The sequence below is a fragment of the Comamonas sp. 23 genome, from assembly GCF_049601575.1.
GTDB classification, from domain to species: domain Bacteria; phylum Pseudomonadota; class Gammaproteobacteria; order Burkholderiales; family Burkholderiaceae_C; genus Comamonas; species Comamonas squillarum.
The window spans coordinates 2138970-2160798 of record NZ_CP187127.1 but is presented as its reverse complement, the minus strand read 5'-3'; the positions used below and the strand labels follow the sequence as shown (position 1 = coordinate 2160798).

The 21829-nt window shown below is 61.7% G+C and carries 13 protein-coding genes; 11 read left to right on the top strand and 2 right to left on the bottom strand.

Annotated elements, in window-relative coordinates; all coding sequences use genetic code 11:
- Positions 1-127 precede the first annotated feature (127 nt).
- On the top strand, positions 128-2611 hold the full coding sequence (locus tag ACPEE1_RS09650; protein WP_182342267.1) for a TonB-dependent siderophore receptor: 2484 nt from the start codon (positions 128-130) through the stop codon (positions 2609-2611).
- A 402-nt stretch (positions 2612-3013) separates the two neighbouring features.
- A complete protein-coding gene (locus ACPEE1_RS09645) occupies positions 3014-4117 on the top strand; it encodes a sensor histidine kinase (RefSeq protein ID WP_423936173.1) in 1104 nt (367 codons plus the stop codon).
- A 335-nt stretch (positions 4118-4452) separates the two neighbouring features.
- On the opposite strand, the gene ACPEE1_RS09640 is transcribed toward ACPEE1_RS09645, so the two are convergent.
- A complete protein-coding gene (locus ACPEE1_RS09640; protein ID WP_021028025.1) occupies positions 4453-4809 on the bottom strand; it encodes a PRC-barrel domain-containing protein in 357 nt (118 codons plus the stop codon).
- 745 nt (positions 4810-5554) lie between these two features.
- Here ACPEE1_RS09640 and ACPEE1_RS09635 point away from each other — a divergent pair.
- Positions 5555-6232, top strand: coding sequence for a GTP cyclohydrolase II (locus ACPEE1_RS09635; protein ID WP_423936171.1), 678 nt, complete (start codon positions 5555-5557; stop codon positions 6230-6232).
- Entirely contained in the window at positions 6229-7923 is a 1695-nt protein-coding gene (locus ACPEE1_RS09630) for a WD40 repeat domain-containing protein (RefSeq protein WP_182342276.1), read from the top strand. Before ACPEE1_RS09635 ends, ACPEE1_RS09630 begins: the two co-directional genes overlap by 4 nt.
- A gap of 344 nt (positions 7924-8267) precedes the next feature.
- On the opposite strand, the gene ACPEE1_RS09625 is transcribed toward ACPEE1_RS09630, so the two are convergent.
- Positions 8268-8405, bottom strand: coding sequence for a hypothetical protein (locus ACPEE1_RS09625; protein WP_165841096.1), 138 nt, complete (start codon positions 8403-8405; stop codon positions 8268-8270).
- 139 nt (positions 8406-8544) lie between these two features.
- Between ACPEE1_RS09625 and ACPEE1_RS09620 the strand changes: the two genes are divergently transcribed.
- The 7 genes from ACPEE1_RS09620 (at position 8545) to ACPEE1_RS09590 (ending at position 21827) form a co-directional block, all read left to right on the top strand.
- Positions 8545-8976 carry a hypothetical protein gene (locus ACPEE1_RS09620; RefSeq protein WP_133247983.1) on the top strand — a complete coding sequence of 144 codons (432 nt, stop codon included), beginning with the start codon at positions 8545-8547 and terminating at the stop codon, positions 8974-8976.
- 618 nt (positions 8977-9594) lie between these two features.
- On the top strand, positions 9595-10353 hold the full coding sequence (locus tag ACPEE1_RS09615) for a hypothetical protein (protein WP_260719769.1): 759 nt from the start codon (positions 9595-9597) through the stop codon (positions 10351-10353).
- 893 nt (positions 10354-11246) lie between these two features.
- Positions 11247-12020, top strand: coding sequence for a choice-of-anchor R domain-containing protein (locus ACPEE1_RS09610; RefSeq protein WP_260719770.1), 774 nt, complete (start codon positions 11247-11249; stop codon positions 12018-12020).
- 102 nt (positions 12021-12122) lie between these two features.
- Positions 12123-14165, top strand: coding sequence for an IPTL-CTERM sorting domain-containing protein (locus tag ACPEE1_RS09605; RefSeq protein ID WP_423936167.1), 2043 nt, complete (start codon positions 12123-12125; stop codon positions 14163-14165).
- Positions 14166-14512: 347 nt separating this feature from the next.
- Complete coding sequence (locus ACPEE1_RS09600) at positions 14513-16090, top strand: IPTL-CTERM sorting domain-containing protein (RefSeq protein ID WP_423936165.1); 1578 nt, start codon at positions 14513-14515, stop codon at positions 16088-16090.
- A 628-nt stretch (positions 16091-16718) separates the two neighbouring features.
- Entirely contained in the window at positions 16719-17621 is a 903-nt protein-coding gene (locus tag ACPEE1_RS09595; RefSeq protein ID WP_423936163.1) for a hypothetical protein, read from the top strand.
- 678 nt (positions 17622-18299) lie between these two features.
- Entirely contained in the window at positions 18300-21827 is a 3528-nt protein-coding gene (locus ACPEE1_RS09590; protein ID WP_423936161.1) for a response regulator, read from the top strand.
- Positions 21828-21829 lie beyond the last annotated feature (2 nt).

Here is a 21829-nt window from a genome sequence, read left to right as displayed (position 1 = left end):
CCCCCCCGCAACGCATTCCAAAAAAAGGTGGCCAATTGGCCCAGCCCGCGTGTCAAGCCCTGCACAAGCGCCGCATAAACCATGGCGGCGCGCTGCCACCAGCTTGTCAAACTCGGGACCTATTCGCATGTACCGCACTCGCTTCTCTGCCCCCGCCACGCCCCGTGGCACCGCGCTTTGCGCCCATCTGCTGTGCCTGGGCCTGGCCGCCTGCACCAGCCTTGCCGCGCTGGCACCCAGCTCTGCGCATGCGCAGGCGCAGCAGCCGGCCAGCCCCCCCGCAGCGCGCAGCTACTCCATCCCCGCCGGCCCGCTGGCTGCGGCGCTCAACCGCCTGGGGCAGGAATCGGGCACCTTGATCTCGTTCGCGCCCGATACCGTTGCCGGCCTGCGCAGCCCCGGCGTGCAGCGCGCCGCCGATGTGGGCCAGGCGCTGGGCAGCCTGCTGGCGGGCTTGCCGCTGCAGGCCCAGCGCGATGCCAGTGGCAGCTATGTGGTGCGCCGTGTGGCACCCACCGCAGCAGCGGCTGCCGCAGCTCCGGCTGCCGCTGCACAAGGCGCGCCCAGCATCACCTTGCCGGAGCTGCGCGTGACCGCCCAAGCCGAGCGCAGTGCCACCACCGAAGGCACCGGCAGCTACACCATCCGCAGCACGGCAGCCGCCACCGGCCTGCAGCTGTCGCCGCGCGAGACGCCGCAATCGGTCAGCGTGCTCACGCGCCAGCAGATCGAGGACCAGGGCATCACCAGCATTGGCGAGGCCGCGCGCCATATCACCGGCATCTCGGCGATCAGCTCGGACAGCGACCGCACCGATCTGGACGCCCGGGGCTTCTACATCGACAACTACCAGTACGACGGCGTGCCCACCTATGTCGCCAATGATTTTTTTGGCGCCTCGATGCTCGACCCGATTCTGTACGACCGCATCGAGGTGGTGCGTGGAGCAACGGGCCTGATGACCGGCGCTGGCAACCCCGGTGCTTCCGTCAACCTGGTGCGCAAACGCGCCAGCAGCAAGACCTTCACTGGCTCGGCCAGCGCCAGCCTGGGCTCCTGGAACGAGCGCCGCGCCACCCTGGACCTGAGCACGCCGCTGACCGACGACGGCCGCATCCGCGCCCGTGTGGCCGCAATGGCCGATGAGCGCGACTCGCACCTGGACCGCTACCACACGCGCAACCGCGCGTTGCTCGCCACCGCCGAGGCCGATTTGACGCCTAACACCACCGCCTGGATCGGCCTGGAGCACCAGGCCAAGCGCCCCACCGGCGTCACCTGGGGCGGCCTGCCCATGGTCTACCAGGATGGCAGCGCCACGCACTGGCCGCGCTCGTTCAGCATTGGCGCCGATTGGACCGAGTGGAACACTACCAGCCGCACCACCTACGCCGGGCTCGAGCACCGCTTTGACAATGGCTGGTCCATCAAGGCCAACGCCAGCCGCCTCGATGCCGACTACACCTCCAAGCTCTTTTACCTGCTGAGCGAGCCCGACAGGAACACCGGCCTGGGCCTGGGCCCCTACCCCAATTACTCGCGCCAGAGCTTTGCGCAAAACAGCGGCAGCCTGCAGGCCACCGGGCCTTTTGAGCTGCTCGGCCGCAAGCATGAGGCGGTGCTGGGCTTGACCGGCAGCCAGTCCAACTACGCCTACGGCAACCATGCCTACACCGCCACCCCCGTGGGCAATATCTTTGACTGGGATGGCTCCTACCCCGAGCCGGTCTGGGGCGCCTTCCGCCCGCTGGGCGATGACCGCACGCGCCAGACCGCCGTCTACGGCGCGCTGCGCCTGTCGCTGGCCGATGACCTCAAGCTCATCGTAGGCGGGCGCGAATCCCGCTGGGAAAGCCAGAGCCTGACGGAAACGCGCAAGCACAAGGTCTTCACGCCCTACGCTGGGTTGCTGTATGACCTGAACGCTACCTACACCGTCTACGCCAGCTATACCGATATCTTCCAGCCGCAAAACTACCAGGACACGCAGGGCCGCTACCTGGACCCTGTGACTGGCAAAGCCTACGAGGCCGGCATCAAGGCCGCGTTTCTCGATGGCAAGGTCAATGCGTCCCTGGCCGTGTTCCGCATCGCCCAGGACAATGTTGCCGTGCAAGACGGCGACAACATGATTGGCGGCACCGGCAACCCCGCCTACCGGGGCGAGAAAGGTGTCACCAGCAAGGGCTTTGAGGCCGAGGTCTCCGGCGAGCTGGCCCGGGGCTGGCAGCTGATCGCCGGCTTTGCCCGGGCCGATGCCCGCGCGGCCGATGACGCGCGCCTGCAGTCGCAGCGCCCCAACAACATGGCACACCTCTACACCAGCTACCGCCTGCGGGGCAACTGGAGCGCCCTCAAGGTCGGCGGGGGCCTGACCTGGCGCGACGCCACCTATGCGACCACGACCACCTCCACCGATGTGGAGGCGCGCCGCGACCAGGGCTCCATCACCGTCGCCAGCCTGATGGCCAGCTACGACATCTCGCGCCAGCTGTCGCTGCAGCTCAACATCAACAACCTGTTCGACAAAACCTACTTCGACTTTGCCGGCAGCCAGATCTACTACGGCGCGCCGCGCAAGTTCACGCTGACCGCCAAGTACGATTTCTAAGCGCACAACCACAAAGCCCGCTGAATAACCAGCGGGCTGCTTTGTCGAGGGGGTCTGAGAACATCTGCGCTACCCCTTGCTTCGTGTCATGGATCTGGCAAATTGGCGCCCTGGAAGACCGATGGCATCGGCAGCATCAGTGAGCGCAGTGCATCGCAGCATTGCCAGGCCCTTGAAAAGATCGCCAAGACCTGAACAGAGGAGCCGCCATGGCTGCGATGGCAGCTCGCGACAGTGAATTCACCCCATTGCGGTCATTCGATATCGGGCTCTCGCGGGCCCAGGCCTTTTGCTATACTGCCGCGCACAGGCAGGAGAGACGCCATCAACACCCCAGCTGACATCGACCAGAGCGTCCTCACTGCGACGAATTCCAGGGCCGCACACTACATTCTTGAAATCGTGAAAGCCCAGACTGGCATGGGTCTGGTCGGCATGGCCTGGGTTCGCTCCAACATGTGGCGTGCATGCGCTGTGGTGGACGACATGGGGCTCGGCATGAAGGCCGGTGATGAACTGGATGTGTACAGCACCCTGTGCAAGGACGTCATGCAATCCCAGCTCGGGATTGCATTTGATGATGCCCTGGACCACCCTGTTTTTCGCGACCATAGAACGCCCAAGCTCTACGGATTTCGCGCCTACATCAGCGAACCGATTCTGCTCACAGATGGCAGCTATTTCGGCAATTTGTTTGCCTTGGACGCAGAGCCCAGGCCCATCACGAGCGAGAAAAACCGAGCGATTTGTACCGCGTGCGCCGGTATTCTCGGCAAGCTTCTTCAAGACCAGCTGATATCCCAGCAGCTGAGCAACGAGATTCAGAGCTTTAAAGAGACGGGCAACGCCCGCGAGGTGTTCCTGGCCGTTGTCGCCCACGATCTACGCAACCCTTTGCAGGCGATCACGATGGGCGCAAAGATGCTCTCACGGGGCGACGAGCCCAAAGCGGCGAAGCTCGGAGAGCGCATCGCTACCAGCGCTCGCCGCATGAGCAAGCTCATAGATGATCTGGTCGATTACGCCAAAGGCCGGGCCGGCCACGAAATATCCATTGCCACTGAACCCACGGAAAGCCTCTCGGCGGCTTTACAAACAGTGATCAATGAGTTCGTAGAAGCGCATCCCCGCCATGACATCATTGCATCGCTTCAGCTACCAGTGGCGGTACGTGTCGACACCCCACGCATTCAACAACTCCTGTCCAACCTGCTAGGAAACGCTGTTGCCTACGGTGCACCGGACTTGCCGATACGGATCACAGGCAGCGTGGAAGGACAAGACATCGTCATTCTGGTCAACAACCAAGGACCTCTGGTGCCGGACGACGTGATGGCCCAGATGTTCGATCCCTACTTCCAGGGCCCCAAGTCTGCCGCCACCAGCATGGGGCTGGGCCTGAGCATCTGCAAGCAGATCGTCGCAGCCCACCAGGGAAGCCTGACAGTGCTATCTTGTTCAGATTCCGGCACCACATTCACTGTGAGGCTGCCTGTGGTTCTGTAAGCGGAAAAAATAAACCAAGCGCTGGATACAGCACGAGGTCGATGAGCCGGTAACACGCACCAGCAAACCGAAAATGAGACTAAGACAGCCCCGAATCAGGCGTCACCAACTATGCGCATATGCATTCGAAGTGCTGATAGAACAACCCCAACGATTAGCCAGTAAAAAAGCAGCCCGCTGAACCAGCGGGCTGCTTTCTTGGAGGCTTAAATCAACAGCCGACCCATTCAAGGGGCTAAGACAGGTTCTGAGACGAGGCGCGCAACCGCAGACAGTACTGCAAGTACGGCAAGGTTGCGCAACGAAGTATCAGGGCCTGTATTAGCCCCGCCACGTTAGATCCAAGGGACGCCGTAGTATTCGTTCACCTTGCGGCCGTACTCGTCGTTATAGTCCTGCGTCGTCTCACGCGCATAGCGCGGCGCGCCTTCCAGCTGCTCCTTGGTGAGCGACACGACATAACCGCCCAGGCCGGTGTCGTACTTCAGCGTTTCCCAAGGGAGCGGGTACACATCGGTGCCCATGCCCAAAAAGCCGCCAAACTCCATCACCGCATAGCGGACTTTGCCCGTGAGCTTGTCCAGCAGCAGGCTTTCCACCGAGCCCAGCTTGTCGCCATTGGGGTTGTACACCTTGGTGCCTTGCACCTTGTCCGAAGAGATCACGCTCGATGCTGTGTTGATCGTATTCATAGGGTTCTCCTGTGTTGGAAAGCGGGATTGCAAAGGGGCCGATGCGGGGTGCCGGTGAGAGCACTACCGCCATGTCTCGGCCTTGGGTTCAATGCTAAACAGCGGCGCGGTCCAGCCGGGTAGTCATCGCCGTCCGATAGCCGTAGGACGGGCCGCACCGGTTTTGCAGGACTGGAAAAAGCGCCCATTTCTGCGGGGCGTATCTCCTCCCGTAAGCCCCTGCGCACGTGGGCTCGCTCACCTCAGAAGCTCCTGCACGCCGTCTTGGATGGGTGAGCAGCTGCCACACCGCATGGGCAAGGCTGCGCCACAACCGCCACGCGTCGCCCTGCCTGCGGTGGACCAGGCGGCGGGTGGCGCCGGCATGCATCGCGGCCCCAGCGTTAGCGCCAGCCATTGCAGCAACGCTTGCAAACAACCCAGCCTGGGGATGTAACACCACCAAGCCCAAAAATCTCCCCAATATATCCGCCAGAACCCTATAACCCGCTAGATACTTCAAAATTTCCAGTAATCAACGAAAACCCGTCACTCGCAGATTTGGCCTTATCGCATAAAATTAAAAACATTAATAACTTCAATTAAATAATTTAAAAATAAAATAAAAAGCAAATTATCAATATTGTCTCTCCGCAGAAACAACTGAAGCCGTGACTAAGGCATAAGCACGTAGTATCTTTCTTCCTCGGCGGTTAAAAATTCACTTTAATCTTGTATACAAATACGATGCCAACGGGGATTCACCATGGACTCATATCAGTGCATAAACGGCGCTTCAAAAGACAGAGAAAATGCCTTAGCCACCCCCCGGGTTCGCAGCATTGTGCGGGTGCCCATCATTCTGGGAAATGGACACAAGGCCAGATCCGAAATCATCAGCTTTGGCAACCTGAGCGATCACGGCGAGCACTTCGCGGTACGGTTTGAGGGCTCAGACACCAAAGCGCCGCTGGTGCGCCTGCATTCAGAGTGCATCACGGGCGACGCGCTGGCCTCCGCACGCTGCGACTGCGGCCCCCAGCTCCAGGAAGCACTGCAACACCTGCATAGGGAAGGTGGCCTGCTCTTGTATTTACGCCAAGAAGGCCGAGGCATTGGCCTTTATCGAAAACTCGAAGCCTACCTATTACAAGATCAAGGCTTGGATACCTATGCCGCCAATCGGGCCTTGGGCCATAAAGATGACGAGCGCAGTTACCAGGTCGCCGCTGACATGCTCGAAGCGCTGGGCATCCAAACCATCCGCTTGCTCAGCAATAACCCCGACAAACAAAAACAGCTCACCATGGCCGGCATTACCGTGGAGTCACGCATCCCTACCGGGGTGTTTGTCGATGCCGATAATCGCCACTACCTAGAAACCAAGGTCAAACATTCACGCCATTCAATAGACGTCCCGCCCGTCCGGAAGGAAACCCCATGATTGCCCATCTATCGCCCATCAGCGGCGTTGCCACCCATGGCGGTCGCTACATTGCAAGCGCCGGATACGACAACCAGGTGATCTTGTGGGATGCCCACCAAAAAATCGCACTGGCCCGTACCTGGCATGACCACTTGGCCAACCAGCTGTCCTTCAGCAGCGACGGAAACTATTTAATCAGTGCCTCCAGCGACCACACGGCCAGGTTGTGGTCCGTGCCCAGCATGAAGCTCATCTCCGTGCTGTCCGACCATGGGGACGATGTAGAAATGGCCCAGTTCCACCCGGCCGAGGCGCTTATTGCCACTGCCTCACGTGACCACCACGTCAGGGTATACGACTTCAAAGGCTGTCTCAGGCAATGCTTCAAAGGCCATAGGGCCGATGTGATCTCTATCGCCTGGTCCGCCAACGGCCAGACGCTGCTATCGTCCAGCGACGACGGCACGCTCAAACAATGGTCATTGGCAACAGGGGACCTGCTCCAGGACATCGACCTCGGCGGCGTAGAGACCGACACCATTGCCATCGCCAACAATGGCACCGTCTATGCTGGCAATGATGCCGGCATGATTTTGACCATCGACGGCGGCCATCGCCAGGCAACAGCTGCGCACCAGGCTGGCATCAAGCGATTGGTTTACCAGGACAGCGAGCAATTGCTGGTGAGCTTGAGCTACGACCGGCTGCTGCGTGTCTGGAAGGTGGCATCCAGCGCCCTCACACCCATCGCGCAATCCACCATTCCACCGGAGGTATGGCCAAGGTCCTGCGCCTTCTTAGACGAGAACACCTTGGTGTTTGCCACCTTTGGCTCCTCCTATGCGGTCTTCCATATCCCAACGGGCGAATGGAATCTCGACAAGGTCTGCGCCACAGACGGCATCAACGCAGCCCTGCACCACTTCTCTGGCGTGGTATCGATAGGGGACGCCGGAATTCTCAAAACCAATGGCCAAGCCCTCCGTGACCTGCGCAGCCTGTGCAACTTCCTCACTCCCATCGGCAACAAGATATGTACTGGCGGCCAAACAGGGACGCTGTTCGATGCCACGACGGGCGAGCCCCTTTACCAACACCGATCACCCTTGAACTGCGGCGCTGCATTCCTGCGTAACGGCATTGACCATATGGTCATTGGCAGCTACACGGGTGAAGGCCTGGTGTTTGCCCTTGCGCAAGATGGGGCTGTACACCATGTCGCAACGCTGCAGCTGCATGACAACGCCGTCAAATCGATCGCCGCCTCCAGCCATATGCTGTTTTCCGTGTGCGCAGATGGCAGCGCCGCCTGGTGGTCGATTGCGACCTTGCGCGAGCTGTTCACCAAACGCGATGCCCACAGCCGGATTGCCAACGGTTGTGCCGCCTTGCCCAACGAGCGCTTTGTCAGCGTCAGCCGGGATCGCAAGCTGCGTATCTGGGAGAATTTTGCATCCACCGACTTGGACAGCCCTCACCGGCATTCCATCAAATGTGTTGCCGCCAGCCCTGATGGCCAATGGATTGCCACGGGCTCCTACCATGGCTACGTGGCCGTCTATGACCCTGCTACAAGGCAATGGCAGCCCTCCGTGCGCCCGACCTCTGCGGGCATCTCATCGCTGTGCTTTGACAGCGACAACGCCCAATTTCTGGCCAGCTCCTACGATGGCAACATCTACCACATCCCCATCGTAAAACGGCAGTAAGCTGCGGCGTCGCGCCGTGCTCCATCGCAGCTGCGAATCCTTGTCGCCATCGTCTTGGTCCTCACGCTCACCCTAGTCTGCAGGGCCTGCACCCACGCCGCGTGCCAACACGCCTCATCCAAGGCGGCCAAGCGCAGAGGGAAGGTATCGCGCACGCCCTCCCATCGGTCAACATTGCCAACGCAGCAGGCAGCGCTGCAAATCGGCCGCGCCCTCAAACCGGCACAGATCGAGATGCGCCTATATATGAGCACCACCGCTGCGTGCCCCGCCCCAAACGCCGCAAACAACACGGGCAGCCCTATGGGCTGCCCGGTTCAAGGTGTTGGGGTGCGGTCGTGCCGTCAATGGGGCACAAAGATCGCGATCAGCAGAAACACCAAAACAATCCCGCCGATGATGGCAAAACGCTTGTTGGCGAATCGCCCAGCGCGGGTGTTGGGATTGGTGGGCTTGGTAGGTTTGGGGTCAGGTGGGTTCATAGCTCACAATCTATCCATTGGCCTGGCGCGCGCGCGTCGGACAAAGGACAGAAAGCAGGTCAGCGCTGAGTCGCGGGGCTTGTCGGTAGCAAAAGATGGGCCCTACGTTGGGATAGAGGAAAACAGTATGCGTGGTTCGATGACTTTGGCAATGGTGCTGCTGGGCCTGGCACCGGCATGGGCAGCGGCGGGCACTGCGGTAGCCGTGCCCCAGGCCGCACGCAGCGAGCACCCACCAGCGACCGCCACCGCCAATACATCTAAACCCACCGCCAATGTCCGTGCCAGCGACATCGGCAGCAGCAGCGACCGTGACAGTGATTCTGATGAGCGCCCCGATGGAGACCAAAAGCCCCGGCGCCCGCTCTCCTCTCCGCCCGCCAGTGCGGAAACAACGCCATCTGCCCCCCAGCAGCCGGTCTTTATCATCAGCTGCAATGCCAGCGGCTGTACTGACAACCAGGGCCACTTTCTCACCCGCTCAGGCCCCCAGCACCTGGTGGGGCCCAATGGCATCCGCTGCCAAAGCATGGGCGGCAATTGGCAGTGCAACGCGCCCACCGCACCGTAATGCACAGCACTGGCCCAGAGCACTTATGGGCTGCCTGGATGCGCCGGGCTAACGTCCGTCACGAATGACGCTGCTAGTGCGCAGCACCTAAACCCCTGCGGCTTGGCGGGTCACTGCTAACACCTGCTGCTGTCGCCTGACTGCAACGGCCGGGCGTGGCTGTGCACGGGTTGCGCCAGCCATTGGCAGCATTGCCAATTGGGCGTTAACGCACGCACCCACTCGCCCGCCAACCACCGCCAAACATCGGCGGGCGGCATGCCCCTCAATCCATGCCGATAGCTGCGCGGGGTGCGCTGTTGCTTGACCCAGCGCCTAGGCCTGGGTGGCTTGCTGCGAGCGCCAATCCGGCAAGTCCGAGCCAGCTGCAGCGTTCAAACTCCGCGGCTGATCAGCGCACGCCTCATAAACGAAAACCAAACATCGCTATGGAATTGCAAACATTCATTAATTTCTTTTTTCACAGAATTGGCATTGAAAATTACATTGGTCATTAATCATTAATTAATGTCAACGCATCCATTCAATAACCAACGCGTTTAGTGCCCCCTGCGCATTGCAATAGCAAAGCTGTTTTCGTCCTCGGATAGTTTTTTAACTTTTTACAAAGGAAGCTCCATGCCAACGATCCGCCGCCATGTTTTACGCCGCTATGCAGCCATCGGGCTCTTGGCCTATGCCGCATCCTGGGGGCCGTTGGCATCCGCACAGAGCCAGCCACCGGTGGTGGTCATCGACAGCACAGGCTTTGATTTCTACTCGGCCTACACCGTGGGCGCGAACGAATGGCGTGGCCCGACCTTTACCACCGGTGCGGTTCCAACCCGGATCACGGAGATCACCTTCGGTTTGTCGAGTGGGGACCCGACAACCACAGCCCAACTGCGCCTATTCCAGCTCGATGACAGCAGCGAATTGCCCACCGGCGCCGCGCTGGCCACCGCCACGTTGCCCATCGTGACGCCCAATGACGGCGCCAACCTCAACGCCAACACCTATACCGCGGCACAGTTGGGCAGCATCCCCAGCACCACGCTGCTGGCAGGCAAAAAATACGCCTTGATTTTGTCAAGCCCGTCCGGCGGCTATGTCGGTTTGTCCGATAACGACGGGCCTAGCAATGCTTATACGTATGCGGGCGGTTTTTCGACATCAGCTGCGGGCTATGTGGAGACGCTGGACAGCGGGACCACCTGGACCCAGAACAACCAGGTCACCCCTGCGATCAAACTGACCGTGGTGCCCGTCGACGACCCGATTGTGGTGCCCCCGGCTGCCCCCACCCCGGTGCCCACGCTGGGCGCCGTGGGCCTGGTCTCGCTGGTCTCCGTGGTGGGCTGGGTGGGCCTGCGCCGCAGCCGCAAGTCCGCCGTCTAAATCGGCACCCGGGGCGGCGCCCGGCCGGCGCTGCCCCTTATTTGCCGCAATGGACAGGGCGCGGGGCGCGACCGCGCCACGGGATCAGCCGGGGCAACGGTTCATTCGGCTAGAGATGGACAACAGATGGGGTGATGGCCCACCGCCACCATCGGCGCCGTCTGTGCAGCCCGGCACAAGGCAATTGGCATCGGCCCTGCACGGCGATAGCCTTGGCTCCGTCCCCCCACCCGACAGGGGCAGTGCCAAGCCGCTGCAGCGGCTGCAGACATGCGCCACCCTGTCTCACCCATGCGGCTGCCAGCCAGCGTTCCCGCTTTTACATGCCTTTTCTTTTGTCATAACAATGACATAGAGAGGCTCACACAGATGTGGGCTTAGTCGCGCGGCATGACCATTTTTCACGGCCGCTCGCCGTGCAGCCACGCCCAGTTGGCCCCTCTGGCAGCGCCCCTATGCGCAGCGGCGCTGCATGTGCGCTGCTGCAGTGCAAAACGCCTCCGCAATAACGCCATTGCTGGCAGCTATAAGCCCTGGGCCAGGCAGCCCCAAGGATATGGCAAAAACCTATTGATAGGCTAGTTTTTATAGTTCATATGAATTGACTGTGCTAGGCTATGTGTTAGATCAATCTTGCATACATTTCTTGCACACATTCTGTGAACTCTCAGAAGGCGCATGCCAACGCCCTGTTAGGAGGTCATCACCATTCATGCATCTGATTCGCATTGAGTGGATAAAGCCCTCCGCCACACCTGTGGCCACTGATGTCTATTTAGACATTTGTTATGAATCATAAATTTATATTTGTTTTATGCTATTGGAACGTGCTTTATTGCATACCACCTTTGAATGCAAGAAAGCAACCCACCCATTCACTGAAGAGTAGAAATATGAAAATGCCTCTCCTCCCTCGCCGACAACTCGCCGCTATCGCCTTGTTGGCCTGCACCGCTGCCTGGAGTCCCCTGGCCTCGGCACAAACCTCCCCCACCCCCATCGTGGTGGTCGACAGCACCGGATGGGATTACTACTCCACGTACGACGTCAGCGCCACCGAGTGGCGTGGCCCGGCCTTTACCACCGGGGCGGAGCCCGTGTATATCTCAGAAATCACGCTGGGGCTGTCCAATGGCGACCCTTCCGTGCAAGCCATCGTGCAGTTGTACCTGCTGGACGACACGACTGAACTGCCCACAGGCGCAGCATTGGGCACTGCCAGCCTGCCAGTGGTCGTCCCCAATGATGATGCCAACCTCAACCCCAATACCTACACCGCAGCCCAGTTGGGCAGCATCGCGGGCACGCTGCTGCAGCCTCACAAAAAATATGCGCTGATCGTCTCCAACACCTCCGGCGGCACCCTGGCCCTGTCGGACTACAACGGCCTGAGCGACACCAGCTATACCTTTGCCGGTGGTTTTTCGATTGCAGCCGACGGCTATCTGCACACCCCCGACAGCGGCAGCACCTGGGAGAAGCTCGGATTGGTCACTCCCGGCTTTCGCCTGACCGTTGTGCCGGAATCCGTACCTCCGGTGATCGTGGATCCTGTGCTCCCCCCCGCCGCGCCCACCCCCGTGCCCTCCCTGGGCATCCTGGGCTTGGTATCCCTGGCATCCGCGCTGGGGTTGCTGGGCATGCGTCGCAGCCGAAAGCGGGCTTAACCTTTCCCCCAACGCTCCATGCTAGGTGCCTGGCTGTGCGCTATCGGCTCCTTTCGTTGGCTATGACAATAGCTTCATACAACTTACAAATAGAAAATTGATATGAAAAAACAAATCCTTCCTCCCGCCCGCTATGCGTTGCTCACCGCCTGCCTGCTCACAGCCTTTGCCCAGGCGCAGAGCATCAACTTTACGGGTGATACGAATCCCACCGGCAATATGGGCGCCAGCTACAGTGGAACAGATGTGACCGTGGGCATTACCGGGGTCGGAAGCCTGGACGTGTTATCCGGTGCGGCACTGACCACCACCATCCGAATGGACGTTGGGCGCAGTGCTGGTGCATTTGGTACGGTCACCATTTCTGACGGTTCACAATGGGATACTAAACGCGTGTTGATTGGCACCGCAAGTACGGGTATCGTCCATATTAAAAACAACGCAAAAGTTACCGCCAGCGATTATGTTTATATTGGCTTTCTCGCTGGAGGCCAGGGATCGGTCATTGTTGATGGCCCAGGATCATCTTTTACCAACACTGGGACGTATAACGACCAATTTTGGGTAGGCCGTGATGGCGGATCAGGCTCTCTGCGGGTTATCAATGGTGCCACGGCACCATTCGGGAGTCTTTTCACCTCTACCGCTCCAGGCTCCGCAAGTTTTATTGAAGTAGACGGATCCAACTCAAGGCTAGAAGGGACACGGCAATGCAATTTGGGGATTGCAGTCTCGGCCACCGTGCAAATAACCAATGGAGGCACTTTTAAATGTGGAACCATTGCGGACCTGGGCTTTGGCAGTGTTTCACTCAGCGGCGCTGGGTCAAAATGGCAATTGGGCCGATCGCTCAATATAGGGACTCAGAGTCGCATGAGCGATGCTGCATTGACCATTGGAGAAGGTAGCACCGTAGAGGTGACCAACCAGTTGCGACTGCCCAACGTTGCCAACAACACGGCAGCATTGAGCAAAGGCGTGCTTAACATCGAAGGTGCAACCAGTCCAGGTACGTTCAGCGCTGCAGGCATTGTATTTGGCTTGAACGGCCTAGGCCGTATTAACTTTAACCACACCGATGCCTCTGGACATTATCTGTTTGCCACACCCATTAGCGGCCCAGGCACCATTGAAACCAATGCATTGGGAATAACGAGCTTGACCGGGAACAACAGCTATAGCGGCAACACGCATATCAATGCAGGTGTTCTACGCGCAGGCACAGCCACCGGCCTGAGCCCGGCCTCTGATTATCTGGTGACCAGCGGCGGAACGCTCGATACCAATACCTTCAGCGCCACATTCAAAAGCCTGGATAACGGTGGATTGGTAACGATGGCGGCAGGAGGCACCAGCAATGTGCTGACCGTCACCCAAAACTACAGCGGCAATGGCGGTGTGATTGCGATAAACACCGCCTTGGGCGCAGACAGCTCGCCAACCGAAAAACTGGTGGTACAAGGCGACACCAGCGGCAACACCACCTTGAACATCACCAACCTGGGCGGCACGGGAGCTGCCACCACCGGCGACGGCATTATGGTGGTGCAGGTGGATGGTTCATCGAACGGCACCTTTAGCCTGCCCGCGCCTGGCTATGTGGTGGCCGGTGGATTCCGCTATATGCTTGCCAAAGTGGGCAATAACTGGTTTCTGCAGTCGGACGTGCATGTAGAAGCAAGCGGCCCCGAGGCCAGCATGGTTTGCACGCCCGCCGAGCTGAGCGATACGGCCAACCAGGTCGCCACCTGCACCGTCACGCTGACAGCAGCGCCCACGGCCGACCTGCCCATCAACCTGGTGCTGCCGGCGGCCAACCCGCGCTACACGACGACCTGCACATCGCCGATAGTGGTTGCAGCCTATGCCACCCAGGCCAGTTGCACGATTACTGCCACGCCCAACACCACGGCGGGTGACGGCGATGTGAGCCTGGAGCTGGCCATTGCACCGCCTACTACCGCCGACGCCTACACGCCCGCCGGCCCTGCCGCGCAGGTGCTGATCAAGGACGCGGGTGACACCACCCTCCCACCTGTAACGGGAACCCCTACCCCCGTGCCCACGCTAGGCAGCTTGGGCCTGGCTGCGTTGGCGGCGCTGATGGGTGCTGTGGGCCTGCGCCGCAGCCGCAAGACGGTGTAAAAGCACGCATGCGCTAAGCCTGCCCTAGCACTGAGATAACAGCCCCAGGTGCCACCACCTGGGGCTGTTTTGTTTGGGCGCAGGCATGGGGAAGGTTCGCAGGTCTCTGGGGCAGGCATGCCGTGCTGGTGCTGCCCAGCGCCGTGGCCCCTAACCACCAAAAATACAGGCCTTTTCATTTTTTGATTGTGTAAAACTATCAATCATGGGAGGCTGATGGCACCATGCCTGCGGCGCAGGGCAGCAGCGCGCAGAACAGGCGACCGCACTGCGCAAGCCACCCCGCCAGCGCCTGTTCCATGCCTTCGCTAGTTGATAGCTTCTTACAACCCAACCCATGGAGAATGATGACCAAAAAGCAATACACCTCATCGGCCCAGCACACGCCGCTGTTGAGCGCCCTGCTCGTGGGCGCCTCGCTCTTGGGCGGCCTGCTGCCAGCAGGAGCACAGGCCCAGAGTGTCCACTTCAGCGGTGATGCAAGCCCCCTGGGCGATATGGGGGCCAGCCACCGCGCTACCGACGTGACAGTGGGCCACAGCGGCACGAGCGCTCTGGCGATTCTCGCCGGTGGCCAGCTGGAGTCTGACAGCGGAATGGTCAGCGCGCAGGCCGGCAGCGCAGGGACGGTGCGTGTGGAGGGCGCGCAATCGTCCTGGACAGTGGCGGGCGATCTGCTGCTGGGCCAAGCCGGGTCGGCCACGCTGCAGGTGCGCAATGGCGGCAGGGTGTCAAGCCTGCAGACCTTGGAATCAGCAACACTGCCCGGCTCCAGCGCGCTGATCGACGTCGAGGGCGCCAACTCCACACTGCGGGGTGAGGAATGCCTTTTCGCGGGAGAAGGCATGTCGGCGGTGCAGATCCGCGATGGGGGCTTGCTCGACTGCGAGGTCAACGCCCTCTTGTACTTTGGCTCGCTGTCGTTGCGTGGCTCGGGGTCCGAATGGCGGGTGGGCACCCATTTGGAAATCGGTACCTTTGCCGGCCAGGCCGATACCGCTTTGACCATCGGCGAAGGCGCAGCCGTCAATGTGCGCGATATCCTGTGGCTGTCATCCCCGGCGCCAGGCGCCGCCGGCCGCGCTGCGCTGACGATTGAAGGCAGCGCCCGCCCAGGCGTACTGAGCGTGAACACCCTGGTACTGGGCAATGCGGACGCGAGCGTGCTGAACCTGTACCACAGCGATACCTCTGGGCAGTACCAGCTCGGGCCAGATATATATGGCACCGGTCAGGTGCAGGTCAACGGCTCGGGCACCACGGTGCTGACGGGCAACAACAGCTACCAGGGCAGCACGCGCATCAACGCGGGTGTGCTGCGCGCAGGCGGGGCCAACAGCTTGAGCCCGGCCTCCGACTTTGTCGTGGTCTCTGGCGGCACGCTCGATACCAGCAGCTACAGCCCCACGGTGCAGAGCCTGAACAACGGCGGACGGGTCACCCTGGCTGCCGGCGGCACCCGCAGTGTACTGACCGTCATGCGGAACTACACCGGCCATGGCGGTGTGGTGGAGATGCACACGGCATTGGGCGCCGATGCATCGCCTAGCGCGCAGCTGGTGGTGCGGGGCGACACCAGCGGCGACAGCATCTTGCACATCAATAACCTGGGCGGCGCGGGGGCTGCCACCACGGGTGACGGGATCATGGTGGTGCAGGTCGCTGGGGCTTCGAACGGCACATTCCGCCTGCCCGCACCTGGTTATATGGAGGCAGGTAGATGGCGCTACATGCTGGCCAAGGTGGGCAAGCACTGGTATTTGCAGTCGGACCAGCAGGCGGAAACAGCCGGCCCCGACCCTGACCAGACCCCCAAGCCAACCACAGCGCCTACGCCAGTGCCCACGCTGGGCGCGCTGGGCATGGCCGTGATGGCCACGCTGATGGCGGCTGTGGGCCTGCGCCGCCACCGCAGAACACTGTAAACGGCGCAGGACACAGCGGGCGCTGGCAGCAGCCAACCGTTGTGTACGGGGGCGGGAGCGGGGACGCTGGTGCTGTGTTGGCTCAGCCATTTACCTCGCTTTACAAATAGCTTTTCTCAAACATATAATTGATAACCACTATGCAAAAGCAATACCTCCCTCCCTCGCCCACATCTTGCGCGCTAGCGGCCGGCTGCCCGGCATGGCACAGGCGCAAAGCAGCCCTTTCCATATTGACGCAGCACCCGCCCATGAGGTGGCGCTGCCCTGCTGGCGCAGGGCTCTGGCGGCTGGCGCGCAGTGCGTGTAAGCGGAGGCGACCAACGGCTTTTGCCCAAGCCCACTGAGCAACCGGCGGATGGCACCAGGCGCTTTTTGCCCGGCAGTGCTTGGTGCTGGCTGATGGGCAGTAGATGGCCGCAGCCTGCCAGCGCTGCACAGATGCCGCCGCCGCGCATGAGGCGCCACATGGTGCGCTGCCGACCGGCAAGGCGACTGCTGCCCGACGGTGCCATACAGGCTGCCCTCGCCATATCCATTGCCAGAGCTACGCCCTACGCAGCCAACCCGCCTGCATGGCCTTGTGACCATCGGCTTGGCAGGCGCTGCGGTTCCACCTAAAAACAGCATGAAAAAACACCTCAAAACCTGTTGCGCTGGCGCAGCCGCCGGCGTGCTAGGCGCCGCATTCTGCGGGGCGCCTGCCAGCGCCCAGAATGTGACGCTGCCCGTGGTGGTGATGGACAGCACGGCCCTCAGCCGCCAACAAGGCCATACCGTCGATACCCAGCAATGGATGGGCCCGGCATTCCATACCGGGGCGGTAGCGACACAGATCAGCGAACTTTCGCTGGGCATGCAGCGACCGGAGTGGATGCCACACCCCTTGCAAAACTGGTGGCCCAGGTCGGAGCGTGACCGCTGGCCATCTGCTGTGGCGGCATCGTCATCGGTCGTGACCACAACGATGGGCTTTAAAAGATGTATGCCAGCACGCGCCCATCCACGTGCAGCGTCTTGGGCCTGGGGCACGCAGACCATGGTGGCGGTATTGCGGCTCTACCAGCTCGATGACAGCACGGAGCTGCCCCAGGGTGCGGCGCTGGCCAGCACGACCATCGATGTTGCCGTCTTCGCGCCCAATGACGCGCGCCTCAACACCTACACGGCGGTGCAGCTGGGCAGCGTTGCCCGCACCCCGCTTCAGGCGTTTAAAAAATACGCATTGGTGCTTGCCAGCAAGGACGGTTGCCCGCTGGAGCTGTATGACAACCGAGGACCCGCCAACGCCTATCGCTTTGGGGGCGGCTTCTCGGGCGCAGCCACTGGCTATCTGCGAACCCTCGATGGCGGCACCAATTGGAGCAAGGACGGCACGGTGACACCGGTGGTGCGCATGGCAGTGACAGCGATAGCCCATCAAGGCACTGACCGCGACATGGGCAGCGACAAGGACAGCGACTGGCCCGCAGGGGCCCTGCGCATGCCCGAACTGCCAGCCTGGGCGCAATGGCCATGGGTGGGGCGTTAGGCGGCCCTCTCTATATAGAGGCAGGAAAGCGTGGCTAGGCTGATGGCGCTGCAAGGCCCTCGCTGCAGGCCACAGCCCACGGTGCGCAACCCACGGGATCACCGCCGCTGAGCGCGACCCACCCCAGGGGCACATTCTGCGTGCCCCCTGGCATCCCGGGCAGCGGCGCGCAGTCAATCTCTCAATAGGCCGGCAGCCAACCCCGCCGGGTGGCTGCCGGCCTTTTGGTTGCCGGCTGGAGCAGATTGAAAAGCATGGAGGCAGAGGAACGCCGCCAGGCATAAGGCGAGCCCGTACGAAGCAGCCCACCTAGCGCGCCCCCGGCCAAGACTTACAAAAAACTTACATAATACATAGCTATCACACCAGTTTTTTAATACTTTTAATTTATGATCAGCATTCCTCTGGAGGGAGGAAAAGCGCTTCTCAGGAAGACGACCCTTGGGCCCGCCTTGTGCGGGCCCTTTTTTTGCGCCCGGCGCTGCACAAACGACCGGTAACACCTGTGAGCCTCGGGGTTTGCGCGAGGCCGCCCAGGGTGGACGAAAATGGATCTGGCGTGCCACGGCCAGCCATGCCGGCCCGTAGGAACATGCCTACAGATTTGTTAACAAAGGTACAAGTACAATTTGTGGCTGATTTTTGCGCCAGTTGCCGCACCCCACCTCTGCCCCCTCCATGCCCCAATCTCCTTCCTCACAGCCGCGCAGCCTGTTCCCTCTGCCGCTGCCCATGCTGCTGGGGTTTGCCGCTGCAGCCATCGCTGCGCTGGTTATCGCCATCGTCAATGTCTACTCAGCCGATGTGCGCGCCCGGGCTGTCACCAGCATTGACCGCATGACAGCGGCGATGCGCCAGCTCAATGAATTCTCGGCGTCGCTCAAGGATGCGGAAACGGGGCAGCGCGGCTTTTTGCTGACCGGCGACCCGGCCTACCTGCAGCCCTACCAGCGCGCGCAAGATGCACTGGAGGCGCAGCTCAAGGGCCTGGCGGCCAGCAATAACAGCGCGCCGCTGCGCCAGGAACGGGTGCAGGCCATTGATGCGCTGGCCCACCAAAAGCTGGCCGAGCTGGAGACCACGATCGAGCTCAAGCAGGCGGGCCGGGGCGATGAGGCGCTGGCGATGGTGCGCACCGACAAGGGCAAGCTGGTGATGGACAGCCTCAACAACGAGGTCAGCAGCCTGTACCTGCTGCAGAACAACGAGCTCGATCTGCGCCGCCGCGCCTGGGAGCAGGCGGCCATCACCTCCACCTACATCTCCTGGGGTGGATCGGTGGTGATGCTGCTGCTGGTGCTGGCGTCCGCTGCGGTGTCGATGCGGGAATTCCGCACCAAGGCGCGCCAGGCCTGGGTGGCCGATGGCCTGGCAGGCCTGAACCAGAGCCTGCAAGGCGACCACCGGCTCGAAGAAGTGGGCGCACGCGCGCTGGAGTTTTTGGCCAGCTACCTGGGCGCACGCGTGGGCGCTGGCTATGCCCGCCACGGCATGGACGACCGCTACCAGCTGTTTGGCGGCTACGCGCTGCCCCCCGATGTACTGCAGGCCCACTTGCTGGCCGGAGAAGGCCTGGCCGGCCAGGTGCTGCGCAGCGGCAAACTGCTGAAGGTGGGGGGTCTGGACCAGAGCCACCTCAAGATCACCTCGAGCCTGGGCCAGTCGCAGCCTTTGGAACTGGTGCTGGCCCCTGCGGTGGAGAATGGCAAGGTCCATGCCTTGATCGAGCTGGGCTTTGCCCGCCCAGTGCAACAGGCGGAGCTGGACCTGCTGGCAGGCGCATCGTCCATCCTGGCGGTGGCAGTGCGCTCGGCCATCGACCGATCGCGCCTGGAGAACCTGCTGGAAGAAACCCGCCAGCAGGCCGAAGAGCTGCTGGTGCAGCAAGAGGAGATGCGCGCCAGCAACGAGGAGCTGGAGCAGCAAAGCCAGGCGCTGCAGCGCTCGCAGGCGCAGATGGAGCAGCAGCAGTCAGAGCTCGAGCAGACCAATGTATACCTGGAAGAGCAGACGCAAAAGCTCGAGCACCAGCGCGAGCAGCTGCTGCGCGCCAAGGATGCGCTGACCGACAAGGCGCGCGAGCTCGAAGTGGCCAGCCAGTACAAGAGCGAGTTTTTGGCCAATATGAGCCATGAGCTGCGCACGCCGCTGAACTCGACCCTGATCCTGGCCAAACTGCTGGGCGACAACAAGCTGGGCAACCTGACCGGCGAGCAAGTCAAGTACGCACAGACCATCTATGCGGCCGGCAATGATTTGCTGGCGCTGATCAACGATATTCTGGACCTGGCCAAGATTGAAGCTGGCCAGGCCAATGTGGTGCTCGAGCCCGTGAACCTGGGCACCGCGATGCAGTCGCTCATCGAGCCGCTGCGCCCGCTGGCCCAGCAAAAGGGGCTGGCGCTGAGCTGCCATATTGCCCCGGGTGTGCCTGCCTATGCGCAGACCGACAGTCTGCGCCTGGGCCAGATTCTGAAAAACCTGCTGTCCAACGCGATCAAGTTCACCGACCGGGGCAGCGTGAGCCTGCAGCTGTCGCAAAGCCAGCCGGGCACCTTGAGCTTTGCGGTGCAGGACACGGGCATCGGCATCCCCGAGCACCAGCAGCAGCTGATTTTTGAGGCATTCCAGCAGGCCGATGGCAGCACCCACCGCAAGTACGGCGGCACGGGCCTGGGTCTGTCAATTGCCCGTGACCTGGCGCAGCTGCTGGGCGGCCAGGTGACCGTGCAAAGCACGCCGGGGCAAGGCAGCGTGTTCAGCTTTCATATGCCGCTGGTGGCAGCGGCTGCGCCCGCCGCCGAGGTGCCAGTGCCGCCCAAGGCTGCCGATGCGCTACGCGCTGTGCAGCCGCCGCTGAGCGCACCGGTCAAGACGATCGCACCGGCTGCTGCGCCCCGCGCCATGGCGCCAATGCCGTCCAACACGGCCGTCGCCACGGCCAATGCCGCCACGGCCGTTGTCACCCCCAGCGCAACAACGGCTGCCTCTGCTACGGCGGCTGAGCTGGCCCTGCCCACCATCATCCAGGGCCGCCATCTGCTGGTGGTGGAGGACGACCCGCGTTTTGCCGACATTCTGCAAGAGCTGGCGCGCGAGATGGGCTTTAGCTGCCAGGTGGCGCGCAATGCGGCCGATGGCCTGTCGGCCGCGCTGCAGTTTTTGCCCAATGCGATTGTGCTGGACATCAACCTGCCCGACTTCTCGGGCCTGGGCGTGCTGGACCAGCTCAAGCGCAACCCGAGCACGCGCCATATTCCGGTGCACATCGTCTCGGTGGCCGATTACTCGCAAGAGGCGCTGGTGCGCGGCGCGCTGGGCTACGCGTTGAAGCCGGTGCAGCGCGAGGAGCTGGCCCAGGCCTTGAAGCGGCTGGAGGCCAAGTTCACCCAGAACATCCACCGCGTGCTGCTGGTCGAAGACGACGAGCGCCAGCGCGACAGCGTGCACAGCCTGCTGGGCAACAGCGAGGTCGATGTGGTCTGCGCCGCCACCGCCACCCAGGCGCTGGAGTACCTGGCCCAGGGCACCTATGACTGCATGATCATGGACCTGAACCTGCCCGACATGAGCGGCTTTGCGCTGCTCGAGCGCATGTCCGAGCAGGACGGCGTGTCCTTCCCGCCGGTGATCGTCTACACGGGCCGGGCGCTGTCGCGCGATGAAGAGTTGCAGCTGCGCCGCTTCTCACACTCGATCATCATCAAGGATGCGCGCTCGCCCGAGCGCCTGCTCGATGAGGTCACCTTGTTCCTGCACCAGGTGGAGTCTCGCCTGTCGCCCGAGCACCAGCAGATGCTGGCCCAGGCCCGCAGCCGCGAGGCCGCGCTGGAAGGGCGCAAGGTGCTGGTGGTGGAGGACGATGTGCGCAATGTGTTTGCGCTGACCAGCATTCTGGAGCCCACCGGCATTGCCGTGGACATTGCCCGCAATGGCCGCGAGGCGCTCGAGGTGCTGGACCGCGAGGACAGTGCGGTGGACCTGGTCTTGATGGACATCATGATGCCCGAGATGGATGGCTATACCGCCATGCGCGAGATTCGCAGCCGCGCGCATTTGAGGCGCCTGCCCATCATTGCGCTGACTGCCAAGGCCATGAAGGACGACCAGGAAAAATGCCTGGCCGCCGGTGCCAACGATTACATCGCCAAACCACTGGACGTGGAGAAACTGCTGTCCCTGGTGCGCGTCTGGATGCCCAAATAAAG

What these genes read in the sequence shown, in the direction of transcription:
- ACPEE1_RS09620 (WP_133247983.1), top strand. Translation starts at nt 8,545, where the DNA reads ATGACTTTGGCAATGGTGCTGCTGGGCCTGGCACCGGCATGGGCAGCG.
- ACPEE1_RS09600 (WP_423936165.1), top strand. Translation starts at nt 14,513, where the DNA reads ATGACCAAAAAGCAATACACCTCATCGGCCCAGCACACGCCGCTGTTG.
- ACPEE1_RS09595 (WP_423936163.1), top strand. Translation starts at nt 16,719, where the DNA reads ATGAAAAAACACCTCAAAACCTGTTGCGCTGGCGCAGCCGCCGGCGTG.
- ACPEE1_RS09630 (WP_182342276.1), top strand. Translation starts at nt 6,229, where the DNA reads ATGATTGCCCATCTATCGCCCATCAGCGGCGTTGCCACCCATGGCGGT.
- ACPEE1_RS09610 (WP_260719770.1), top strand. Translation starts at nt 11,247, where the DNA reads ATGAAAATGCCTCTCCTCCCTCGCCGACAACTCGCCGCTATCGCCTTG.
- ACPEE1_RS09635 (WP_423936171.1), top strand. Translation starts at nt 5,555, where the DNA reads ATGGACTCATATCAGTGCATAAACGGCGCTTCAAAAGACAGAGAAAAT.
- ACPEE1_RS09615 (WP_260719769.1), top strand. Translation starts at nt 9,595, where the DNA reads ATGCCAACGATCCGCCGCCATGTTTTACGCCGCTATGCAGCCATCGGG.
- ACPEE1_RS09605 (WP_423936167.1), top strand. Translation starts at nt 12,123, where the DNA reads ATGAAAAAACAAATCCTTCCTCCCGCCCGCTATGCGTTGCTCACCGCC.
- ACPEE1_RS09625 (WP_165841096.1), bottom strand. Translation starts at nt 8,405, where the DNA reads ATGAACCCACCTGACCCCAAACCTACCAAGCCCACCAATCCCAACACC.
- ACPEE1_RS09650 (WP_182342267.1), top strand. Translation starts at nt 128, where the DNA reads ATGTACCGCACTCGCTTCTCTGCCCCCGCCACGCCCCGTGGCACCGCG.
- ACPEE1_RS09590 (WP_423936161.1), top strand. Translation starts at nt 18,300, where the DNA reads ATGCCCCAATCTCCTTCCTCACAGCCGCGCAGCCTGTTCCCTCTGCCG.
- ACPEE1_RS09640 (WP_021028025.1), bottom strand. Translation starts at nt 4,809, where the DNA reads ATGAATACGATCAACACAGCATCGAGCGTGATCTCTTCGGACAAGGTG.